The sequence below is a fragment of the Clostridium lundense DSM 17049 genome, from assembly GCF_000619945.1.
Lineage (GTDB): Bacteria > Bacillota > Clostridia > Clostridiales > Clostridiaceae > Clostridium_AO > Clostridium_AO lundense.
Genome location: NZ_JHVC01000001.1, coordinates 68,232 through 87,295, shown reverse-complemented (window position 1 = coordinate 87,295; position 19,064 = coordinate 68,232). Strand labels below are relative to the sequence as shown.

Sequence of the window (19,064 nt, the reverse complement as noted above, 5' to 3'; positions counted from 1 at the left end):
TAAACCTTCATATTCTAAACTTGTTATTAAATTTCGCCATTGAACATAAATATTTGCAAATCACAAAAATTTAAGGAGGAAACAAATTAATATGTATAAGGATTTTGATACAATTTCACAATATTATGATTTAATGTATGTAAAAAGCGATGACTATTCAAATGAGGTAAATAAAATCATAAAGATTTTTAATACTTATAAAAAAACAAGTGGTAATAAATTATTAGATATTGCTTGTGGAACAGGGGGACATATAGAATATTTGCAAAATTTTTTCCATATAACCGGTATAGATTTAAGCAAATCAATGCTGAAAATTGCCAAAGAAAAGTTCCCAAATATACCTTTAATAGAAGGAGATATGTTCAATTTTAATTTATCTGAGCAATTTGATATTATTTTAAATCTTTATGGTTCTATTGGCTTTGCCCATGACTATAATCAATTATTAGATGGTCTTTTGTGTGTTAATAAACATTTAAAAAATGGTGGAGTTTTTATTCTTACCCCTTGGTCAACAACAGAAACCTTTCAGGAAGGATTATTTTGTGAAAACAAAACAAAAGGATCTATACAATTTTCTAGAATGGAATCAATAAGCCTTTCCGGAGATGGAAAAATCACTGTAGATATGCATCATTTAATTGGTGAAAACAATAAAATTAAATATAATCATAATACTATGCATCTATCACTATTTAGTGAAAAACAATATAGGCAAGCTATTGAAACAGCTGGGCTAACCTTATTAAAAAGACTAGACGAAACAGAATTTTGCATGGGAGCATTTGTATGTACAAAGCTACAAAACAACTCCTAATCCATTATTTATATTAAACACGGACTTCTTAAAAAATACAATATAGAAATATATTATCATATTCTATTTTTAAAATTGTTTCCACCAGGTATCTTACACTCTTTAATAAATAAAAGTATTACTAAATAATAACCTTAGTAATACTTTTATTATTAACTATTAGATTTTATCACTTCTCAAAGTGCATTATTTAGTATAGCTTTTGTCAGAATTTTCACACTTAAATAGTTGTCTTTACTAATTCAACAATCATGTTGAATTCTGTTTATCCGATGTCTCCACTATCTAATACTCCCTCTGAAGACAAGAATTCTGTTTATCTATAGTTGTCTTTTAAATATCATTAAATTGGTATCTAATTTTTCTGGTGTTACATAGGTGGATGGCTTTTCTAAAGTTCCTGCAAGTTCCCATCCTTGTTCACCATATTTGTTTAATTGTTCTTCTACTGTTAATTCACTATCTGAGCTTAAAAAATGATCTACTGAAAACGCCTTATACTCCCATTTCATATAAATCTATTCACCTCCTTTAATGCATAAAATTAAACTGACAAAAACCATAAAATTTAGTGTATGCATATTTAGGAATTTCATTAATCTTATTATCTACTAAAATAATTGTATTATTTGTTGCTATACTTAATTTTTAAATATAAAAAAGCAAACTAATTTTAGTTTGCTTTATGCTTAACTTATCTTCTTATTAAATTTTAATTTCCACAACCATAGTTTAATGGTGGCTCACCGGGGAATCGAACCCCGGACACCATGATTAAAAGTCATGTGCTCTACCGACTGAGCTAGTGAACCATATGGCTGGGATGGCAGGATTCGAACCTACGAATGCAGCAGTCAAAGTGCTGTGTCTTACCGCTTGACGACATCCCAATATAATTTTTAAATCTCAACCCATAAGCTTTAAATACATTCCTTCGCTTACGTAAATTGGAGACTTGTTTTCAACTGACGAATTTTATTTTACTAAGTCCAAGCTATTTTGTCAAGCTTTTTCCATAAAAAAGTTTATATTAATTTAATTTTTTTCTTAGAGTTATTTGCACCTATCTAGCTCTATAATTCCCTATAATTTATAAAATACACTACCTTTTTTATCAAGGCAGTGCATTTATAAAGATCATAAATAAGAACATAAATATTTGATACTAAGCTAAAACATTTATATTTTTGCGTCTTTCTTTATTAACTTCATTTTCATCCTTATTCTTTTCAGTATCCTTAATTTCTTCTCCTTTATTTACAGCATTTCTAACCTCTGCATTTTCCTTAGCCATCTTCTTCTCTAACTTGCTAACTCTTGTTTCAATTTCACTAGCTCTTCCTTCTTTTCTATCTGCACTTGGGACATTGGAGGATAATGCTCTAGCTCTATCTTGTGCTGCTTCCATTTTTAATATTTTAGATTCTCCATCTAATTTAACTTTTATTCCACGTGCTGTCTTCATTTTAGAATAAGTTAACCCTGATTTAACTAGGTTGTCCAAATCACCTGAAAATTTAACGCTATCTTCAGTAGCTTTAGGTGCTTTTGAATTTCCTTTAGTATTTTTTCCTCCTTCGCTATCTTCATCTTTATTCATTTTTTCCATTTGTTTTTGCTGTATTTGTTGATCCAGCATTCTTATTTGCTCTTCCAAGGGCTTTGTAAGTTCCGCTTTCTGTTGCTCCGATATCTTTCTTTCTTTAATTTTGCTAATTTGTTCTTGCACATTCGCCTTTTGCTTTTCTAATAACTTTATCTGGTTGTCTATATTTTTAGTTCTAAATGCAGAGTTATTAGTGTTTCTTGATGATATTGATGATATATTCATTTCTTCTCCCTCCATTTTAAAATATTCTTTAGACAATATATTTTACCAAATTTATCATCTAATTAATATTATCGATAATTTATGTAAATCATTTACTCTAATAATAAATTACATACAATTTTTGTAGTATTTTCTGAATAGATTATAGAAATTTAGGGACAGTTAACAACTTTTAGCTCTTTCTTATAAAATTAAAGTCAGGGACAGTTAACAATTTTTAAACCATTTGTTAACTGCCCCTGATTTACTAAATTAGTTTTATATTTTAAATTTGTTCATTTGTTCTAACATATCTCTTGTCATTTCATTTAAACCCTGTGCTGTATTAGCTACTTCTTCTGAAGATGCATTCATTTGTTCAGCTGATGCTGATATTTCTTCTGAAGACGCTGATATTTCCTGTGATATGGATGCTATAGATTCTGATTTATCTAAAATCTCATTTTTATTTTCTTCTATAATATGAGCTGAATCATTTATATTTTTTATTTTTGGTATCATACTTGTAACTGATTCTGATATCTCCTTAAATGAATTCATAGCTTCATCTGCCGTAGATTTCTGCCCATTTAATTTCTGATTTACTTCTTTTGAACTCTTTACCATATCTTTTGTATCTTCTAAAACTCCATTTATTATATTATATATATCTTCTGATGAACTTTTACTCATTTCAGCAAGTTTTCTTATCTCATCTGCAACTACCGCAAATCCTCTACCTGATTCTCCTGCACGAGCTGCTTCTATAGCCGCATTTAGTGCTAATAGATTAGTTTTCTCAGATATATCATTTATAAGATTTGTTATTTCATTTATTTTTTCTACATTTGCCTCCATTGTTGATATCTTAGACTCAAATATATCAAATTCTTCGACAATACTTTCCATGGAATTTAATAATTGTTCCATATCTTTGTTACTATTATTTGCTTTTCTATCTATATCTCTAGACATACCATCTATTTCTGCTATATTACTTACAGTAGAATTTATTTTTTCACTAAAGTCATTAAGCATTGCTACTATTTCTGTTAAAGCTTGTGCTTGACTTGTAGCCCCACTTGCTACCTCTTGTATGGCTAAAGATATATTTTCAGTAGAAGATGTAAATTCCTCTGATATAGCTGCTAAATTGTTTGCTTTATCATCAATTTCCAAAGAACTGTTCTTTAAATTTCTAATCATATTTCCTATAGAAAGTACAGTTTTTAATAAAGCATTTGCCATATCTCCCAATTCATCTTTTCTAGCTGCTACTTTTTTGTCTATTTCATTTGTTAAATCTCCTGTAGAAACTGAACTTAAATTATCTCTCATGATTACTAATTGTTTTGATATTTGTTTTGCTATGAATACTATAATCATAAATGCTATGCATATACCTATGATTGATATTATAACTATGCTTCTTGTAAGATCTCCTACTTCTTTTAAAACCTCAGCTTTAGGTGCATATATTGCTACAGACCATCCTATACTCTTCATAGGAGAATAACTTATATATTTATTTTCACCTTTATACTTATACTCAGAGGTACCTTCTTTTCCCTGAATCATTGCTTCTTCTATTTGGGCTAACTCTTTTAAATTTGCATCCGATTTTGACATTTCTATAGTATTTTCTCTATTAATAACAGATTCTTCATCTTTATGTGCTATTACATAACCTTCTGAATCTATTATATAGGCTCCACCATTTTCTCCTATTTTTATAGTATTTGAAACGTTACTTATATCATTTCCCTCTCTTACAGCAGTAAGTGCTCCTGTAACAGTATTACCGTCTTTAATTGGGACTATATAAACTATAACTACCTTACCATTCACTTTACTTACTGTAGGCTCAGATACAGTACTCTTTCCTTCCATTGCTTTTTTAAAATAGTTCCTATCTTTTATGTCTACTGTGCTTCCATCAGTTTGAATTGACTTACCTTTCCTATCTACTATTCCCATCTTTATATGTTTATGTAATTTAATTTCTTCCTGTAATATATCCTGCTTTTTATCTAGAGTTATCTTATTGTCCTTTATAATAGGATTGTTAGCCAAAGTCTCCAATGCATATAAATTAGAATCAAGTCCTTGCTCTATACTCTTTACAGCCTGTTTACTTACTTCTAACATAAGATTTGAAGCTTTCTTTTCAATTATTTTTTTAGACATAACATATGTAATAGAAGAAATAGCTACACAAATCACTAAAAAAAGCGATAAAAAATATAATAGAAGTTTTCCTTTCATACTTTTAAGATTCATAATTTTCCCTCCTAACAAAATATTATAGTTCGCACTCTATTTTTCGTCATTTTTTTCATAAACCTTTACACCTCAGGCAATTTTTATCAGAATATGACGATAAATGTGTAAAAACATTAAATTATAGATTAAAATTAAGAAATTAAGGGACGGTTAACAAGTTTTACACTACTTGTTAACCGTCCCTTAATTTTCTATTTGTTCAACTGAACAGTAATAGCATTATCATAATATATTATGCTATCATTTAAAACCTTAAGATTTTTATCCAATAATGGTTCATTATATATTAATACTGATTCACTATGTTTATTGTTAGTTATGCTCTTATCGATATCCCTTACATATAAATTATTAAAATCATCTACTAGATAAAATGGTAAATAATCATTTATTGGATACTGGGACTTATAATAAACATAAGTTTTTCCATTCCTCTCTTCTACTTTTGTTATGATTAAATATTTATTAGGAGCAATAGGTACCTTTGTTTCTCCTTTTAATTTCAAAGGAATTTTAGGGAATTTATCACTATTTTTCATTGCACATGGTATTACAGTTATATGCTTTGTATTTTTATCAATTTTCTCATATCCATGTATATATCTATTCATATTAGTAGATGAACCCTTATTTCCTGGTAAAAACCCCATAGTTTCTCCCCCCGTTGGCTTCAATGTTTCTCCCTTATCATTTACTAAAATAAATTGCATAATATCATTATCCATTACCCCTTGTATATACAATCTAATAGGAGTTATTATTATCTTTTCTAATCTTGTATTAGAAATAGTTCCTCCAAAGTTTTTATTAATTTCAATTTCCTTTACATTACCTTTAGCCTTTTCACTTGCTATAGGTAGATTAAAACTCCATTTACCTAATATTTTTTTATCTTCTCCTCCTAATTTATCTATATTAAGAGACAAATTATATTTATCTGGTATCTTTGCAGGATCTATTTTATGGTCATCAATAACTTCTTCAAGTTTCTTAAGTTTTTTATCAGTTTCAAAGCTATCACTGGCAACCTTAAATGTAACCGCTCCAGAATACTCTGTATTTCCTTCCTTAAACTCTCCATATTCATTGCTAAAAGATGCAATACTTTTATTTTTATTCAACGATAAAATGCCTGTTTTTTCTCCTACCGTTATTAATCCATCACTGCAAATTCTTGGTGCTTCCTTTAAAGGTTTATCGCTTTCCACTGTATATAGTACTAATAATTCATAACCATCATATATGGCACTATCAATTGTTACCTTTACTCCATTACTTTCTTTACATACTCCAAATTTATCTGCAATTTTCTCATATCCATCTCCTATATTAAAATACTTTAAAGCAGGTCCTAGTATTGGAATATTTTTAGCATAGCTTGGCATCGTAATTGAAAATAAAGTAACTGCACCTATTGCTATCATTGCAACTGCAATACTCTTTTTAAATTTGTTTTTCTTTGTTTTTTGTGGAAGATTGTTTAAAGTATCATTTATTTTTTTACCTAAAGATTCTGGAAGAGTCCATATATCTTCTTTTGCCTTGTCTTTAATTTTTTTATCAACTAAATTATAATCCATAATAAACCTCCTCTATAATTTTTCAATGTCTAATATTTCAGCTAATCTTTCTCTTGCTCTAAATAATCTTGATCTAACAGTTCCTTTAGGAATTTCTAAAATTTTTGCTATTTGTTCCTGTGGTAAATCCTCATAGTAAAAAAGTATTGTTACAACTCTTAATTCCTCATTTAAAGATTCAATTGCCTTTTGAAGGTCTATATTTTCGTAACTATCATAATATCCTCCATGTTCTTTAACCTCTTCCATAAAAACAATCTTTTTATTAGATCTTATAATTTCATTGCACTGATTTATAAGTATTTTAATTATCCAAGTTTTAAAGAGAGCATCATTTCTAAGCTTTTCTATGTTTTCATAGGCTTTAATTATTGTATTTTGTATAGCATCCTCTATATCTGCCTCATTGTTTAACATAGCCTTTGCTACTCTATATAAATTTAACTTATTTTCATTAATTAATGATATAAAAGCTTCCCTATCTCCTTCCTTTGCCAAAGAAACTCGTTTCTTTAATGTAACTGCATAATTTGTTAACGTTGCATCTCTCAAGTTTTTACCTCCTATTTCATTTTACTTAGCTAAGTCTTACACTTATTAGATGGATCAGAATGGTAAAATGTTCACGTTCACGGGACGGTTAATTTTTTCTTATCTATTAAACACTTTAAATTCATACTATAAAATGCAAGTTTTAAACACTTATTTTACTATTTTATCATTTTATATAATTGAATAATAATAGTTAAGCTTGTACCCTGTAATTATAAACATGCAAATAAGACCCCTTATTAGAATGAAAAATGAAGGAGTTTACTTTTAATAAACTTAGATTTTAAATTATTATAGAAGTATGATGTGCCAATCTATGCTGGTTGTTGAGAAATAAATTTGTCTATTATATTTTTATATTTCCCTCCTGTAGAAATGATCTCAACTCCAATGGAACAAAGTTTTGATACTCTTGATTGAGTGATATTTCCTAATACTTTGCATATATCACTACATTTATAGTTACAAAGGCTTCTCATTAGAAGTGCAGCTAACGCTCTAATAATCCTAGCGTTTTTATTATTTTTTACATAAAGCATCATTTCATTTATCCCTGTTTCTTTTGCCACAAACTTTGATATTTGTTCTGGTTTGAAATTTCTTACTACTATTTTTCTCTCACTTCTGTATTCTGTTTTTTCTTTCTCAAACTCTAATTCTTTTTTTATTCTTTCATTGTCACATATATATACAAATTTAATGTAGTTTTCCCTTGCCTTCCTTACATTTTGACTAAACATTTGCATTATAAATGCTTCATCTAAAAGACCTGTATTGTCTTTTTCAATACCAAGATATGCTCTTAAACTTGAGTATTTGTACTTTTCAGGACAATTCTCATATCCCCTTATGCTTAGTGCATTATTATGAACATAGGCAGATAAGGTAATCAGATATCTATCTGAATTTACCATTTTACTCTTGAATCTATCCTGAAACAAATGTCCTTTCCTGTTATGAATACAATTAAATGTTACAGCATATTTAAAATTTAACCCATGCATTATTTTTGAGATATCTGCTCCATTACAATCTATTATAAAATGACCATGATTAGTCATTAAACAATATGCATATACTTTAAACTTAAATATTTTCTGATATTCTCTCATCTGATGTAGATATTTAATTTTATCATCATGTCTCTTAAATAGGGGAACTTCAGTTATGCTCTTCACCATTACATGATATATTGCATTATCTGCTTTTTTCCTTTCACATCTAGGCAAATAAACACCTCATTTCTCTTTATTATTTACATCATTGACCTGAAATAAGTTTGTTATTCAACACATACTTAATAAGCTAATAATTATTAACCGTCCCCTCAATCCAACTCAATCAACCCAACTTTAATTAACCTTTAATTTTAAATAGTACTTAACCGTCCCTCCAAACTCCAAACTTACAACAATGTAAGGTTAAAATTTAAATTGTAAGTTATAACGATGTTTTTTTTATGATATATTTCGTAAAATATCCATAGAACGTTAATTAAGGAGGACGACAAATGTTATTAGGATTAGCCAAAAAAAATATAAAAGGAAACTTTAATAATTACTTTATTTATTTTGTTTCGATAGTATTCAATGTAACAATATATTTTGCTTTTCAAAATATATCATCTAATGAGCAAATTAAAGGGTTATTAGAGCAAGATGAAAGATTACTTGTAATGTTTAAAGGCTCAGCTATAATAATCGCTATGTTTGCTGCCATATTCATATTGTATTCTAGCTCTTTCTTTATAAAGAAAAGAAAAAAAGAATTAGGACTTTACTCTCTATTAGGGCTAAAAAAGAAACAAGTAGGTTCATTACTTTTTTATGAAAATATGATCATTGGAAGTACTGCTCTTATAACAGGAATATTTATTGGCGGATTGCTTTCTAAATTATTTATGATGATTCTAATTAAGTTTATAGGCATGAAGGTGTTAATAAAATTTTCTGTGAGCATGGATGCTGTGGTGCATACAGTTATAACTTTTGGAATATTATTTTTAATAGTTTCTATAAATGCATACACCATAATTTATAGATTTAAACTTATAGATTTATTTAAAGCTGACAGCACAAGTGAAAATAAATCCAAGAAAAGTACTAAACCATCTATAGTTTTAGCATTACTTTCTATAATTTTCTTCGTAATAGAAGGAATCGCCGCTATGACTATAAAAGATTCACCTACATTCCTAAGGAATGTACCTATTGCACTTGTAACTTCAATAATCGGAACTTTTATTTTCTTTAGTTCATTTTTAGTGTTTATAGTAAGTGCTCTAAAAAGAAACAAAAAGCTATATTACAAAGGAGATAATTTAATAAGTATATCTCACTTTTTATACAGAATAAAATCTAATGCAAAAACATTATCAATAATAGCTATTACAAATGCTGTTGCTTTAACTTCCATAAGTATAACTTATAGCATGGATTATAATATGAAACAAATTTACAAACTAGCTTATCCATTTTCCTATTCATATATATCAACAGGTAAATCTTTAGATAAGCAAGTTGAAGATATAATAAAAAAATATCCTCAAAACAAACTTATAAACTCAGCTGAATCTGAAGTTATAAAAGTATCTGGTAAAGTAGAAAACTTTTCTGATTTAAAATTTAATGATGCTTATTTAATATCAGAAAGTAAATATAAAGACAATTTAAGAACAAAAGGATTAAATACTAACTTTAAAATTTCTTCTTCATCACAAGCAATACTATTACATTATGGGCCAAAGGATCTAGATAAAATTAAAGGTAAAACCGTAAATATATCTAGTAAAGATAAAAATTTAAATGATTCCTTTAAAATAATAGATAGGAAATTAGAAGAACCTTTAAATTCTCTTGATATGGGTCCAATTCTATTAGTTAAAGATGATGTATATGAAAAATATTATAATAAAAATAATGTGGTTATCCTTAAAGCATATTCAATACAAAATGCCTTGGATAGTACTTCCCTAACAAAGGATCTTATAAAAATAATGCCTGATAATGCTAAATTTCATTATATACAAGACATGAAGCAAATATTAATTATGTCTTCAATGATGTTGTTTATAGGTATTCTAGTAGGATTAGTTTTCTTAACCTCTACAGGAAGTATATTATACTTTAAACAACTTACAGAAGCTAATGATGATAAAGGAAGATATGATGTATTAAAAAAGATAGGTATATCTAAAAAAGAAACAAATAAATCTATAAAGAAACAATTAATAGCAATTTTTATGTTGCCAATAATTATAGGACTTCTTCATAACCTATTAGCACTAGCACTATTGGGTACAATAATAGATCTTAGTATTAAAGTGCCAATTATCATAAGCACTGTATCTTATATATTAATTTATTCTATTTATTACTTAATGACAGTAAAAACTTATACTAAAATAGTTACAGAAAATTAATTTTATGGAGGATGAATATTATGAGTATTGTTGTTGAAACTAAGAATCTAAAAAAAATATATGGTTCAAAAGGAAATATATACACTGCACTTGATGATATAAACTTACAAATTAATGAAGGTGAATTTGTTGGAATAATGGGTCCTTCTGGTGCTGGCAAAAGCACCCTTTTAAATGTAATATCTACTATTGATAAACCTACCTCTGGGAATATATCCATAGGTGGTGAAAATATATTAAATTTAAATGAAAATTCCCTTTCTTCTTTTAGACGAAATAAGCTTGGATTTATATTTCAGGACTTTAACCTTTTAGATACTTTAACTTTAAAGGAAAATATAATGCTTCCTCTAACACTTTCTAAGATAAAAGTTACCTTAATAGAAAGAAGAGTAACTGAAGTAGCTGAAGCACTTGGAATATCTAACATATTAGAAAAATATCCATCTGAAGTTTCAGGGGGACAAAAACAAAGAACAGCTGCTGCTAGAGCTATAATAACAAATCCAACACTTGTACTAGCAGATGAACCTACAGGTGCTTTAGACTCAAATTCTTCTAAAGATCTTCTACAGTGTCTTACAGATTTAAACGAAAATATTAATGCTACTATAATGATGGTTACTCACGATGCTTTTGCTGCTAGTTATTGTAAAAGAATATTATTTATAAAAGATGGGAGATTATTTACAGAGCTTGTAAAAGGAAATTCATCTCGTAAAGAATTTTTCCAAAAAATATTAGATGTACTAGCAACTATAGGTAACTAATTTAAATCTTATGTTAATATATTTTAAAATAAAGGAGTTTTTAAAATGAAAAAATTAGTAATTTCATGTTTATTAGTAATTATGACTTTATCTTTAACTGCTTGTGGTTCAAAAAATAACAGTACTTCAAATTCAACAAAGCAAGAAACTCAATTACAGGATGCAAAAGGTTCTTTTGGAGATTTAAAAACTATGCCTCAATTTAAGGTTAATGATGTAAATGATAAAGTAGTAACTAATGATATATTTAAGGATAAAAAACTTACTATGATAAATATATGGGGAACATTTTGTAAGCCTTGTATAGATGAAATGCCCGAACTTCAAGAATTATATAAAGAGTATGAAAAAAAAGGTGTCAATATAATAGGTGTAGTTGCTGATGGTGATACAAATGAAGTTAAAGCATTTGAAATATTAAAAAAATCAAAAGTAGATTTTACAAACTTAATACCAAATGAAAAATTTCAAAAAGACTTTGTTAGTAAAACTAATGCGGTACCTGTTACAGTATTTTTAAATAGCAAGGGAGAAATTTTAGAAACAGTAGTAGGTGCGCGCCAAAAAGAAGCTTACAAAAAATTAATAGATAACTATTTAAATATGGTAAAGTAGGTATAACCTTATGAAAACTAAAATAAGAATGTTTTTATTTACAATTGGCATATCATTTATAGGTTTCGGAATGTATAGAGGAGAAGTAAATACTGTGCTTACAAAAGCAATTAATATTTGTTTGGAGTGTATAGGAATTGGATAGTCTAAAGAGAAAATTAGTTCAAATAATAACACTTATAAGTACCAATGGATATTTTAAAGGTTTTTTAGAAGGACATATTTATAGAGGTAAAACAAAAAGTATATGTGTTCCAGGACTTAACTGTTACTCCTGTCCTGGGGCCTTTGGCTCCTGCCCCATTGGTTCACTACAAGCAGTTATAGGAGATTTAAAATATAAGTTTTCTTTTTATGTGGTAGGATTTTTAACTCTTATTGGAGTAACTTTGGGACGATTTGTATGTGGATGGCTATGTCCATTCGGTTTGATACAAGAATTATTGCATAAGATACCTTCCCCTAAATTTAAATTAAGTAAAAAACTTAACGGATTAAAATATTTAAAATATATAATACTTTTAGTATTTGTAATTTTACTTCCTATGTTTTGGGTAAATGATATAGGTATGGGAGATCCAACTTTCTGTAAATATATATGTCCTGCTGGTACTCTTGAAGGAGGCATTCCTCTTACTTTATTAGATACTTCTTTAAGATCTGCTATAGGATTTTTATTTATGTGGAAAACAGCAATACTTATAATTACAATTATTTTATCCATAATTATATTTAGACCCTTTTGTAGATTTATTTGTCCTTTAGGTGCTATATATAGTTTATTTAATCGAATAAGTGTGTATAAATTAGAAGTAAACAAAGACGTTTGTACAAGCTGTGGTGCTTGTTCTAAAAGGTGTAAGCTAGATATAGAAGTTTATAAAAATCCTAATAGCTTTGAGTGCATACGTTGCGGAGAATGTAAAAGTGTATGTCCTAATAAGGCTATAAAGACAGTTTTTAAGGCCTAGTATGTTATAAAAAAAAATAAGGGACAGTTAACATAAGTTCTCCATCTTTACCCTTCATCATTTCATGTTAACTGTCCCTGTTTCATGTTTCACATTAATCGTCCCTGAGTAAAAACAATTAAATTGATGATTAAATTAATGTAATATGATAAAAATATGTTAACTGTCCCCAAGTACCAAGCAAAGCAATAACATTTGTAATACTATGTTAGTCAGGATATAATATAGAAAAGCAAAATTAATTTAGGAAAAGGTGTTAATTATGTTTAAAATAATGATAGTAGAAGATGATCCAAAAATAAGAGAAATAATATTAGAAAATTTAAAAAAGTGGAATTTTCAAGGGCTATATGTAGAGGACTTTGATGAAGTGTTTAGTGATTTTGTAAAATATCAGCCTGATCTGGTTCTTATGGATATAAATCTTCCATCTTTTGATGGCTTTTATTGGTGTAATAAAATAAGAGAAGTCTCTAAAGTTCCTATAATATTTGTATCTTCAAGGGATACTAATATGGATATCATAATGTCTGTAAATATGGGTGGAGACGATTTTATACAAAAGCCTTTTTCTCTAGATGTTCTTATGGCTAAGATAAACGCACTTTTAAGAAGAACTTATTCCTATTCTAATGTAGAATCCAATGTTATTGAAAATAATGGCGTTGTACTTAACTTAAAGGATTGTAACCTAATGTATAATGAACATAAGATAGAACTTACAAAAAATGAATTTAAAATTATTTATATACTTATGAAAGAAAATGGTGAAGTAGTAAGTAGAGATAAAATTATGAGATTGCTTTGGAAAGATGAAAGCTTTGTAGACGACAATACTTTGACTGTTAATATAAATAGATTAAGAAAGAAGCTATCAGAAATAGGACTTAATGATTTTATTCAAACTAAGAAAGGTCAGGGATATATAATACTATGAACTTAAAAGAATATTTTCTTGATAAAAGGTATTTCATTATTTTCTATATAGTTTTAATGATGTTTATTTCAGCTATAGTATATTTAGATGGAACTATTCAGGTAAATATTTATAATATCATATACATAAATATAGTTGGCGCTACTCTGACTACTACATATCTTTTAGGAGAGTATTTTTTTAATAAAAAGTATTATAATGCAATAAAATATATATTAGAAAATAGAGACGAAGACATTGTTTATTCCTTACCCGAACCTAAAGGCCTTAGGCAACTTTTAAATAATAAAATGTTGATACATGTATATAAAAATGAAGAAGTAAAAATTAAAAAGCTTTATGAAGAAAAAAGAAATAACTCAGAATTTATTACCTCCTGGGTTCATGAAATTAAAACTCCAATAGCTGTAACTAGATTAGTTTTAGAAAACAGTTTTGGTAAACCTAAAGAAGAAATTTTAAACAGCATTGAAGAAGAAATTGATAAAATAGATAATTATGTTGAACAAGCATTATATTATTCTAAGATAGATGACTTTTCAAAAGATTATTTTATAAGCGAACATAACTTAGAAAAAATAGTGAAAACGCATATAACAAAACATGCTAAATTATTTATTAATAAAAGAATAAAGATAGAAATAAATGATGTAGATTTTATTGTGTCTACAGATAAAAAATGGTTAGGCTTCATAATTGATCAGATATTAAGTAATTCATTAAAATATACTAGTGAAAGCGGAATAATAAAGATTAGTGGAGAAAAACTTAATAAAGAAAAAATTCTTATAATAGAAGATAATGGTATAGGTATAAAAGAAGAAGATATAGAGAGAGTTTTTCATAGAGGATTTACAGGACATAATGGTAGAGAAATGTATAAATCTACAGGTATGGGATTATATTTAGCAAAGGAACTATCAAAAAAGCTTGGTCATTATATAAGCATAGAATCTTCATATGGTGAATACACCAAGGTTAAAATACATTTTCCAAAGCTTACAGATTACTTTAATATAGCGAAAATGTAGTTCTAAAATTTAGATCAGTTAAAAATCCTTTTACACATTTGAGAATTGTCGGCGAATTTTGTAACCAAGTTTTAGGGACAGTTAACAACTTTTTAACGCTTGTTAACTGTCCCTAATTATTTTAGCTAAAGGTCATAATATTATTAACCGTCCCCTAAACTAAATAGCTAAATAAACAAATAAAACTACCTAAACTAAATAAAAACTAAAAAATTCAAGAATTATATTCTTCTCCTATAAAAGCTTCTATTTTAAAAACACTAATCTCAGTGATATAATCTCCCTTAAAATTTCTATAATTACTAACTTATTTTTTTCTCCAAATTATTAATTGTATTTAAGATTGTTAAATTAGCTCTATTATTCTTTCGTACTGCTTCCAAACTTTCAGAATAAAGATTCAACACAGGGTTATATGGATATTCTCCACAAACATCTATACCACAAATACGTTTATTTTTGGCAATATGTTTAATCAAATTTAGTAACTGTATAAGCTTCATATTTCCTTGATCCCAATTTGTTACTGCTTCTGATTTTCCAAGAACGTCTTTATCAATACTAATATAGACATTATAAGTAGTAATTTCTGATTTTATGTATTCTTTTACGCCTGCTTGTCCAATTTGTTCTTTTGATAATATTAAGACTTTCTTATTCAAGTGTGACGGTATAGATTCTAACAAATCCTTCCTAGTGCCTATGATAATAACCTTTTTAAGCATTGGCAATCTCTCTAAAGATTTCAATACCCAAGATCCGCAGGTTACTAAAGATTCACAAGGAGCATCCTTCATATCTGTATGATGGTCAAATAGAATTAAAGTGAAGGGAGCTTGAACATCCTTCATAAGTAGATATGTAACATAATGGTAATTGCCGCTTCCTATAAATGTTATTCCTCTGTCTTTTCGTTTTTTAAGTCTCTTAGCAATAGATGCTAAGGCTTTTGCTTCGCAATATCTATTTGTATTTCTGATATCCGAAAGCTTAATCCACTCATAACGAGCCTCCTTAAAATATGTTTGCATTTGATACACTTGATCAAAATCCAATACATTTACTGAAACTTCCATAATTGATTCGCCTCCATATCAATACTTATTATTCTTCAACATATGAAGTTTCAAAGCCTTTTGATAAAGGTACTACATCAATATTCATATATAATTATACATTTAAGTAAATTATATTGCAAAGTATGGACTAAAATTTGGAAACCCGGGGACGGTTAACAAATGTTGGCATAATAATCAGGGACAGTTAACAACTTTTAATAATACTTGTTAACTGTCCCTGATTATTTTAGCTAAGGTTCATAATAATTATTAACCTTCTCCAATTTTAACTCTAAATTCTACTTAACTGCTAACTGAAAAAATTTAAAGTAATTCTTTTCTTAATTCTTCAGGTGATTTAGGTGATAAATATCCAAAAGGAACATCAAAAACTGTAACTGCTCCTTTTCTTCCTTCTTGTGAAAATTTATATATTGCTCTAGCATACGCTACTAATACACTAGAAGTAAATTCAGGGTTACTATCTAAATTAAGGCTAAACTCTATTCTCTGCTTATTTTCCTCACTAGTGTTTCCTGTACGTATAACGAATCCACCATGAGGCATGTTGCAATGATCCTTTTTAAATTCTTCTTCTGATATGAAATTAACTTTTGTATTGTAATCTGCAAAATAATTTGGCATGTTTTTTATAGTTTCCTCTATTTTCTCTAAATCTGCACCTTCACAAGGAACTACATAACATAATCTTTCATGTTTTTCTCTTGTTGTAAACTGTGGATTTTCTCCTGTTCTTACCTTTTCTAAAGCTTCCTGTACTGGAATTGTGTACTGAACAGCTTTTTTTACTCCTTCTACTCTTCTTATAGCATCAGAGTGTCCTTGGCTTACTCCCTTACCCCAGAAAGTATAATCAACTCCATTTGGTAATACCGCTTGACCTAAAAGACGATTTAATGAAAACAAACCTGGATCCCATCCTGATGATATAAGACTTACAGTTCCTGCTTCCTTTGAAACTTTATCCATATGTTCAAAGTGTTCAGGTATTCTTGCATGTGTATCAAAGCTATCTACAGTATTAAACTGTGATGCCAACATAGGTCCCTGCTCTATTAAATCTGTAGCAGAACCTCCACATAGAATCATAACATCAATTATTCCCTTGTATAATTCTAATTTTGATATGTGAATTAATTTAGAATTATGGCTATCCACCTGATTAACATCTCTTCTTGTAAAAATGGCTTCAAGTTCCATATCAGGATTATGTTTTATAGCCTTTTCTACTCCTCTGCCAAGGTTACCATACCCTACGATTCCAATCTTTATCTTTTTGTTCATATAATTCACCTCTTAAGTAATAATCTGTTTAGAATATGTTACCACAAAATCTAAAAATTGCGAAGTAATTTTTTTTTATAATATGTCTTCATTTTACAATAAACTGATATAATTAAAATATAATTATATTTTAATGGAGGGATAAATATTTGAATAATAACTCAAATAATAAAATATTTGAAACTATCTCAAAATTTGACTGCTGCAAAAATACACCAAAACAAATTAACCGCTTAAATAATATTTCTCAAAGATTACAAAGAGTAGATCCTTTGAATTCTCTCCAGCTATCAAAAAAGGCTTACAAGATCGCCTTAAAAAAAGATTATAAAAAAGAAGAAGCTATAAGCTTAATTACAATGGGTAAAAGCAACTTAATTCTTGGAAACTTCCAAATTGCTATAAATAATTTTTTAAAGTCCTTAGAAATAAGTAAAAAATTAAATATTATAGACTGTGAAATAGAAGCAATTTCTGATTTAGGAAATGTTAACTTTATACAACAACATTATAATAAAGCTTTGGAATATTACATAGAAGCACTTAGACTTTCTCGAAATAGCAACTATAAACATAAAGAAGCAGATATTCTTAATAATATTGGAGAAATTCATAAGGAATTAAAAGATTATAATACAGCCTTAGATTATTACCTAAAAAGCAAAGAAATATATGAAGGAATAGATGAAGAATTATTCTTATCAACTACTTTGCTGAATATAGGACATATTTACTGTCTTTTAGGACAATATGATATTGCCAAGAAATATCTCTCTTCCAGCATAAATATATGCAAACAAAATAACGATAAACTTGGTTTATGTGAGGCTTTGCATGTAATGGCTAAGTTCTACATAGGTTTAAATAATAAGAAACAATGTTCAAAATATTTACATGAATCCTTAAAAATTTCTCAAACTATAGGTGATAAAATTAGTGAAATTAAAATACTAATTGATTTGTGTAAATTTTATCTATACATTAATAAAAATGAAGAAGCTTTAAATTATATAAAAAGGGCATTTAAATTATCAGAGGAAACAAATTCAACTGCTCTAATTTCAACAACAGCCTCCTTTATTGCAAAAATATATGAAAAGAATAAGAATTATAGAAAAGCATTATGTTTTTATAAAAAATATTATGAAGCAGAAAAAATAATTCACCAAAATGAATTAGCACAAAAATTAGAAAGTATACTAACTCAATATAAAATAGAAAAATCTAACCAAGAAAAGGAATTATATCGTCTTAAAAATATCGACCTAAAAGAAAAGACAGATAAACTTGAAAAATTGAATGAAAAACTATTAAAACTTTCAGCAATAGATTCTCTTACAGGAATTTCAAACAGAAGACATTTTGAGTCATATCTTAGACTACAGTGGAGAAAGTGTAAAATTAATTCTTTGCCTATGTCTTTATTAATAATAGATATAGATTATTTTAAAAAATATAATGATAAATATGGACACTTAGCTGGAGATGAAATAATAGCAAAAGTAGCAAAAGAATTAGATAATTCTCTTAAGAAGCCTGATTATTTTCTTGCTCGCTACGGTGGGGATGAATTTATAGCTATACTTCCTAATACCACTGAGGATACTGCATTAAACATTGCTGAAGAAATGAAAAGAAGAGTAGAAAACTTAGATATCCTTCATAGATATTCTGAAATAAAAGAATGTATAACTATAACTGTTGGTGTTAGTTCATTGATACCTAATAATGAATCAACAGCTAAAAATCTAATACTTAATGCAGATAAAGCATTATATTCTGCTAAAAATCAAGGCAGAAATAGAGTACATTTATTTGAGTAATTTAATTATAGTTATTAATTAAGGATAATTTTTCTACATTAACACTAGAAAACGTTCTATAGTATAGTGTTTAGGAAAAAATTATCCT

17 protein-coding genes and 2 tRNA genes are annotated in these 19,064 nt (G+C 27.8%); 9 read left to right on the top strand and 10 right to left on the bottom strand.

Features of this window, described 5'->3' with window-relative positions:
- Positions 1-91 precede the first annotated feature (91 nt).
- Positions 92-820: a class I SAM-dependent DNA methyltransferase gene (locus tag T514_RS0100480; protein ID WP_027622974.1), complete on the top strand. Its 729-nt coding sequence runs from the start codon at positions 92-94 to the stop codon at positions 818-820.
- A 320-nt stretch (positions 821-1,140) separates the two neighbouring features.
- Here the strand turns inward: T514_RS0100480 and T514_RS0100475 are convergent, their stop codons facing one another.
- The 8 genes from T514_RS0100475 to T514_RS0100440 all read right to left on the bottom strand — a co-directional run bounded on the left by T514_RS0100475 (position 1,141) and on the right by T514_RS0100440 (position 8,274).
- Positions 1,141-1,332 (bottom strand): DUF4177 domain-containing protein, encoded by a 192-nt coding sequence (locus tag T514_RS0100475; RefSeq protein ID WP_027622973.1) that lies wholly within the window; start codon positions 1,330-1,332, stop codon positions 1,141-1,143.
- A 224-nt stretch (positions 1,333-1,556) separates the two neighbouring features.
- Positions 1,557-1,632 (bottom strand) — tRNA-Lys (locus T514_RS0100470).
- A 3-nt stretch (positions 1,633-1,635) separates the two neighbouring features.
- Positions 1,636-1,710: transfer RNA gene (locus T514_RS0100465), tRNA-Gln, on the bottom strand.
- Between the two features lie 275 nt (positions 1,711-1,985).
- On the bottom strand, positions 1,986-2,651 hold the full coding sequence (locus tag T514_RS0100460; RefSeq protein WP_027622972.1) for a FlxA-like family protein: 666 nt from the start codon (positions 2,649-2,651) through the stop codon (positions 1,986-1,988).
- Positions 2,652-2,909: 258 nt separating this feature from the next.
- The gene (locus tag T514_RS0100455) at positions 2,910-4,910 is read right to left on the bottom strand and encodes a methyl-accepting chemotaxis protein (protein ID WP_027622971.1); all 2,001 of its coding nucleotides are present in this window, start codon (positions 4,908-4,910) and stop codon (positions 2,910-2,912) included.
- A gap of 194 nt (positions 4,911-5,104) precedes the next feature.
- Positions 5,105-6,493, bottom strand: coding sequence for a DUF4179 domain-containing protein (locus T514_RS0100450; protein ID WP_027622970.1), 1,389 nt, complete (start codon positions 6,491-6,493; stop codon positions 5,105-5,107).
- A 12-nt stretch (positions 6,494-6,505) separates the two neighbouring features.
- A complete protein-coding gene (locus T514_RS0100445; RefSeq protein ID WP_051541660.1) occupies positions 6,506-7,045 on the bottom strand; it encodes a sigma-70 family RNA polymerase sigma factor in 540 nt (179 codons plus the stop codon).
- Positions 7,046-7,359: 314 nt separating this feature from the next.
- Positions 7,360-8,274 (bottom strand): transposase, encoded by a 915-nt coding sequence (locus T514_RS0100440; RefSeq protein WP_027622968.1) that lies wholly within the window; start codon positions 8,272-8,274, stop codon positions 7,360-7,362.
- A gap of 281 nt (positions 8,275-8,555) precedes the next feature.
- Here T514_RS0100440 and T514_RS0100435 point away from each other — a divergent pair, with 281 nt between their 5' ends.
- From T514_RS0100435 to T514_RS0100405, 7 genes are all read left to right on the top strand, one after another.
- Entirely contained in the window at positions 8,556-10,466 is a 1,911-nt protein-coding gene (locus tag T514_RS0100435; RefSeq protein ID WP_027622967.1) for an FtsX-like permease family protein, read from the top strand.
- Between the two features lie 20 nt (positions 10,467-10,486).
- Complete coding sequence (locus T514_RS0100430) at positions 10,487-11,236, top strand: ABC transporter ATP-binding protein (RefSeq protein WP_027622966.1); 750 nt, start codon at positions 10,487-10,489, stop codon at positions 11,234-11,236.
- A gap of 45 nt (positions 11,237-11,281) precedes the next feature.
- Positions 11,282-11,851 carry a TlpA family protein disulfide reductase gene (locus tag T514_RS0100425; RefSeq protein WP_027622965.1) on the top strand — a complete coding sequence of 190 codons (570 nt, stop codon included), beginning with the start codon at positions 11,282-11,284 and terminating at the stop codon, positions 11,849-11,851.
- Positions 11,852-11,861: 10 nt separating this feature from the next.
- On the top strand, positions 11,862-11,996 hold the full coding sequence (locus T514_RS27480; RefSeq protein ID WP_278246501.1) for a CD1871A family CXXC motif-containing protein: 135 nt from the start codon (positions 11,862-11,864) through the stop codon (positions 11,994-11,996).
- A complete protein-coding gene (locus tag T514_RS0100415; RefSeq protein WP_027622964.1) occupies positions 11,989-12,822 on the top strand; it encodes a 4Fe-4S binding protein in 834 nt (277 codons plus the stop codon). Before T514_RS27480 ends, T514_RS0100415 begins: the two co-directional genes overlap by 8 nt.
- Positions 12,823-13,084: 262 nt before the next feature.
- Complete coding sequence (locus tag T514_RS0100410; protein ID WP_027622963.1) at positions 13,085-13,759, top strand: response regulator transcription factor; 675 nt, start codon at positions 13,085-13,087, stop codon at positions 13,757-13,759.
- Positions 13,756-14,790, top strand: coding sequence for a sensor histidine kinase (locus tag T514_RS0100405; RefSeq protein WP_027622962.1), 1,035 nt, complete (start codon positions 13,756-13,758; stop codon positions 14,788-14,790). The genes T514_RS0100410 and T514_RS0100405 overlap by 4 nt, the downstream gene beginning before the upstream one ends.
- A 302-nt stretch (positions 14,791-15,092) precedes the next feature.
- On the opposite strand, the gene T514_RS0100400 is transcribed toward T514_RS0100405, so the two are convergent.
- Positions 15,093-15,869, bottom strand: coding sequence for an arginase family protein (locus tag T514_RS0100400; RefSeq protein ID WP_341350161.1), 777 nt, complete (start codon positions 15,867-15,869; stop codon positions 15,093-15,095).
- A 303-nt stretch (positions 15,870-16,172) separates the two neighbouring features.
- Positions 16,173-17,153, bottom strand: coding sequence for a diaminopimelate dehydrogenase (locus T514_RS0100395; RefSeq protein ID WP_027622960.1), 981 nt, complete (start codon positions 17,151-17,153; stop codon positions 16,173-16,175).
- A 149-nt stretch (positions 17,154-17,302) separates the two neighbouring features.
- Here T514_RS0100395 and T514_RS25475 point away from each other — a divergent pair, with 149 nt between their 5' ends.
- Positions 17,303-18,976 carry a tetratricopeptide repeat-containing diguanylate cyclase gene (locus T514_RS25475; RefSeq protein ID WP_027622959.1) on the top strand — a complete coding sequence of 558 codons (1,674 nt, stop codon included), beginning with the start codon at positions 17,303-17,305 and terminating at the stop codon, positions 18,974-18,976.
- The last annotated feature ends 88 nt before the right edge of the window (positions 18,977-19,064 follow it).